The organism is Vibrio sp. E14 (assembly GCF_020515785.1).
Lineage (GTDB): Bacteria > Pseudomonadota > Gammaproteobacteria > Enterobacterales > Vibrionaceae > Vibrio > Vibrio diabolicus.
In genome coordinates, this window is the sequence record NZ_JAHPJI010000027.1 from 1 (window position 1) to 3,705 (window position 3,705).

5 protein-coding genes are annotated in these 3,705 nt (G+C 39.9%); all 5 read right to left on the reverse strand.

The features are described 5' to 3' along the window. Positions 1-135: 135 nt before the first annotated feature. Entirely contained in the window at positions 136-819 is a 684-nt protein-coding gene (locus tag LIX84_RS23130) for a hypothetical protein (protein WP_226422260.1), read from the reverse strand. 729 nt (positions 820-1,548) lie between these two features. Then, the gene (locus tag LIX84_RS23145) at positions 1,549-2,292 is read right to left on the reverse strand and encodes a hypothetical protein (protein WP_024701670.1); all 744 of its coding nucleotides are present in this window, start codon (positions 2,290-2,292) and stop codon (positions 1,549-1,551) included. Between the two features lie 166 nt (positions 2,293-2,458). After that, on the reverse strand, positions 2,459-2,965 hold the full coding sequence (locus LIX84_RS23155) for a GNAT family N-acetyltransferase (RefSeq protein WP_226422262.1): 507 nt from the start codon (positions 2,963-2,965) through the stop codon (positions 2,459-2,461). Between the two features lie 131 nt (positions 2,966-3,096). After that, positions 3,097-3,366, reverse strand: a complete 270-nt coding sequence (locus LIX84_RS23160) for a Txe/YoeB family addiction module toxin (protein WP_005464459.1) — start codon at positions 3,364-3,366, stop codon at positions 3,097-3,099. Beyond that, complete coding sequence (locus LIX84_RS23165) at positions 3,359-3,613, reverse strand: type II toxin-antitoxin system Phd/YefM family antitoxin (protein ID WP_005483180.1); 255 nt, start codon at positions 3,611-3,613, stop codon at positions 3,359-3,361. Before LIX84_RS23165 ends, LIX84_RS23160 begins: the two co-directional genes overlap by 8 nt. Positions 3,614-3,705 lie beyond the last annotated feature (92 nt).

Below are 3,705 nucleotides of genomic sequence, written 5' to 3' on the forward strand. Positions count from 1 at the left end.
TCAACTAACAGTTATGAGCAAGAAGTAGATTCTGCGTTATAACGCCGCATTAAGGTGTGAGCAACACTTGGCTATACTTGAGCGAAGCGAAACTGCCAAGCGTTGTGAATCACTCTTAAATGCTTTGTTATGTGCCTAGTTGTCAGAGTCGCATAAGAGCTCTTGAAGCTTGTCTTTCCAATTGGCAGCATAAGGAATTAAAGAGTAACGCCCACCATCTTTACGGTACTTCACACCTTTAAAGTATGGTTTACAGTTTCTCCTATTGATTATTGAATCAGTTGAGTTAATGCCTGTAGATAACTTTACGGAAACATTTGGATCTGCAATGTTGACTCCTAAAACGTCAGCAATATCAAATTGTACATTTGCAGATTTAGCGCCAGATATAAATCGAGAATATGATTCAGCGTGACAAATCTCAGTTACAATAATCCAATTCTTGTTCCACTGAAGAGTACCGCTAGCCACTTTTTGAGTTATTTTATCGCATAGTTCTAAAGTATCAATATATTTGGGCTGGGACTGGAAAGCTTGCATCAAGTAGCGACTTTTACCACTGAAATTGATGACATCAGAATCAACTGTAACACCGCTTTCAGAAGCAATTTTTCGACTGTCGTCAATTGAACATCCATCTATAACGGCGTAGTCAATTCCTAGGCGTGAAAGTGTTTCTTTCTTAATAATTCGAGTTCTCCAACCATCCCACTCAAATATGTCACCTAGGTCTAGTTGGTCGTTATACCCCAACTGCAAAAATCTTTTCTGCTCTCTTTTAAAACGCCGCATCACAATTTCATTAGAAGTAAAAAACATCCAAATTCCCTTTGTTGCATATTATTTAACATCTAATTATAGACGACTAACAAGGCTCAGGCACATAACGCCCAATTAAGGTGTGAGGCACGCAATACCGATGCTAACGCAACCACCTTAATCACTAAAACCAACGCATAGTAAAAATACCACGCGTGCCGAATCACTCTTAAATTGTTTGTTAGTACGCTACTCCAAAGCCTTTGGCACACACCAAGGTGTTGAAATATAGCACGAAAATTTTGGCTAAAAACACAGAAGTTAAACGGATAGTCGCCAAACTCGAACCCACTCTCAAAACGCAAGTTGGCGAGAAGAAAAACACACAAAACAGCCCAACTTTCACCGCATTCAAATTAGCAAAGAATTCGATCATCGGACTTGAACAACCACGCCAACGAGCCGAATTTACGATGAAAAACTAACCATAAAAAAGAAGCCGCACCAAAGAAATAGCCTGTGAGTGAGAAACCGTAGACGGTGAAATAAACGCAAGCACTCCACATATAGTGCCACCGGAAAGAACGTGAAAGGCACATTTATTCAGGTGTAAAGCTAGAAAGAAAAAACCGATAAACACCGAATTTTTGACTATTGATGCCAACCCAGTACTAACGCCCTGTTAAGGTGTGAGCAACGCAATACCGAAGTTCCCGCATATCACCTTAATCACTAAAACCAACGCGTAGTAAAAATGCCACGCATTGCGAATCACTCTTGAACAGTTTGTTAGCCCCCTAGATCAACTCCAAGCATTTTTGATATTGAATTTCCTGCTAACCTGTCGACTTGCCTAGCAGTGTCCAAGGTCTTATTGATGAACTCTAATAAACCGAAATAGTTGGTTATAACACCCTCACTGTGACCAACATTAGATGCTTTTATATTTTCTTTGTTGAACATCAGGGTGCCGATATTGAGCTGGATTTGTTGCTCTATTCCATCAATACCGTTAATTTTATAAAGTAACAACGATTGCCTTAAGCCTTCTAAATTACGTATGAAAATTTCTTGTAATGGTGACTCTAGATCACTATTTAAAACCTCGTCAGTAAGCTGTTCGAGCATAGACTTAATTTTATCAAAATCGTCATCGTTTAAGCTTGTAGTTTGATTAACGCGGCTTAACTTATCAGAACAAATATTAAGTCCATATATGGTTACTTCATCGAGTAATTGTTTGGAAGGCTGCCAAGATGCTTCTAAATTAAGAGTAGATAATATACGTTCAACATTCGCGAAGGGCTTTAAGAACAGTTGATGGTCAATATCATCAATTGCTGTCAGTTGTTTTTTAGTTTGGTCACTTAGCCTAATCAACTCAGCAAGCATTAGTAACAAAGAGCCTGAGTCATTTTCAGGAATGTTAAACACAGAAGCCCATACCTGCCTCGCTCTCAACTTTTCTGACTTAGATTTTGCTTCAGTCAGGATGTCCAACAAACGCCCTGCCGCGTCTGACTTTACTCTCATACTATTTTCCTAAAATTTATATACTTATACCGACATTATCTTGGGGGCTAACGCCGCGTTAAGTAGTGGGCAACGCGACCACCGAACCTAAACTATTGTTCCGTAAACACTAAAACCAAAGCAAACCGAAAATGCCAAGCGTTGCGAATCTGTCTTAAACGCTTTGTTATACGAATTTTCCAATTGAATACGTTTCAAGCCCTTTCGTGTCACCATACAACCGTACACCCAATTCTGGCTGCATTCCGAGCTTTTTAATGATGGCTAACGAAGCAGTATTTTCTGTCAGAGAGACGCCATATATTTTTGTGTGCATATCCGCTTTGAACGTTTCGGCCAGTACAGATTTTGCTGCTTCAAATACGTAACCAAAACCTTGATAGTTAGGTAGTAGTGCATAGCGGATGTCGCTATGTAAAGAATCTGTACATTTTTCAACACCGACATAGCCGATTTTAACCTCTGGATTCGACTTTAAGTAGATGACATACGAACCAAAACCGTACTCCCAGTGCTTTACTCGGTTTAGAACATGAAGTTCAATTTCATCATTGGTGTATGCACTTCCCTTTGGTAGGTACTTAGTTAGTTCATTAGAACTCAAAATCTGCGTATATATGTCTATGTCTGCTTCACACACTGGTTTGAGACACAAATTTTCCGTTATGACCATTAACACCTCCATTCGTATAACGCCGCATTAAGGTGTGAGCGGCGCTTGGCTATACTTGAGCGAAGCGAAACTGCCAAGCGTTGCGAATCACTCTTAAATGCTTTGTTAGATGCCAGATCGCTGAACCTAATTTAGTAGTGGTAACGACACGAGATTATCGTTATGGCCTGATCATCGACTGCGTAAACAAGCCTATTAGTATCATCAATACGACGAGACCAAAAACCAGATAAGTTCTCTTTCAATGGCTCAGGTTTACCGATGCCCTCAAATGGAGAACGCTTAACATCATTGATGAGTTTATTGATGCGCTTGAGTGTTTTTTTGTCTTGAGTTTGCCAATACAGGTAATCATCCCAAGCGTCATCAGTCCACGACAGTAAACGCTGACTACTACTCATCAATTAACTCTCGTGCTGTTGTTTTACCAGCACGGTACTGTGCTATCGAACGGTTTAGGTGTTCAACGTTTTGAGGAGAGCGTAGTAAATGAACTGTCTCCATAAGGCTATTGTAGTAGTCTAAAGACATAACCACTGCATCCTCAGAATCACGACGTGTAATAACTGTTGTATCAGCGTCATTAACTACACCGTCCAAAACAGCTTTAAGACCATTTCTTGCTTCAGTAAAAGATACGATTCTCATAAGAACCTCCACATGTACACTTAATGGAACAAGTATAGTCCTCGCCACTCTACTTGTACAGTAAATTGAACATGCGATATTGATAAGGCAAC

Coding starts and splice junctions, on each gene's coding strand:
- LIX84_RS23130 (WP_226422260.1), bottom strand. CDS start 819: ATGTTTTTTACTTCTAATGAAATTGTGATGCGGCGTTTTAAAAGAGAG.
- LIX84_RS23145 (WP_024701670.1), bottom strand. CDS start 2,292: ATGAGAGTAAAGTCAGACGCGGCAGGGCGTTTGTTGGACATCCTGACT.
- LIX84_RS23155 (WP_226422262.1), bottom strand. CDS start 2,965: ATGGTCATAACGGAAAATTTGTGTCTCAAACCAGTGTGTGAAGCAGAC.
- LIX84_RS23160 (WP_005464459.1), bottom strand. CDS start 3,366: ATGAGTAGTAGTCAGCGTTTACTGTCGTGGACTGATGACGCTTGGGAT.
- LIX84_RS23165 (WP_005483180.1), bottom strand. CDS start 3,613: ATGAGAATCGTATCTTTTACTGAAGCAAGAAATGGTCTTAAAGCTGTT.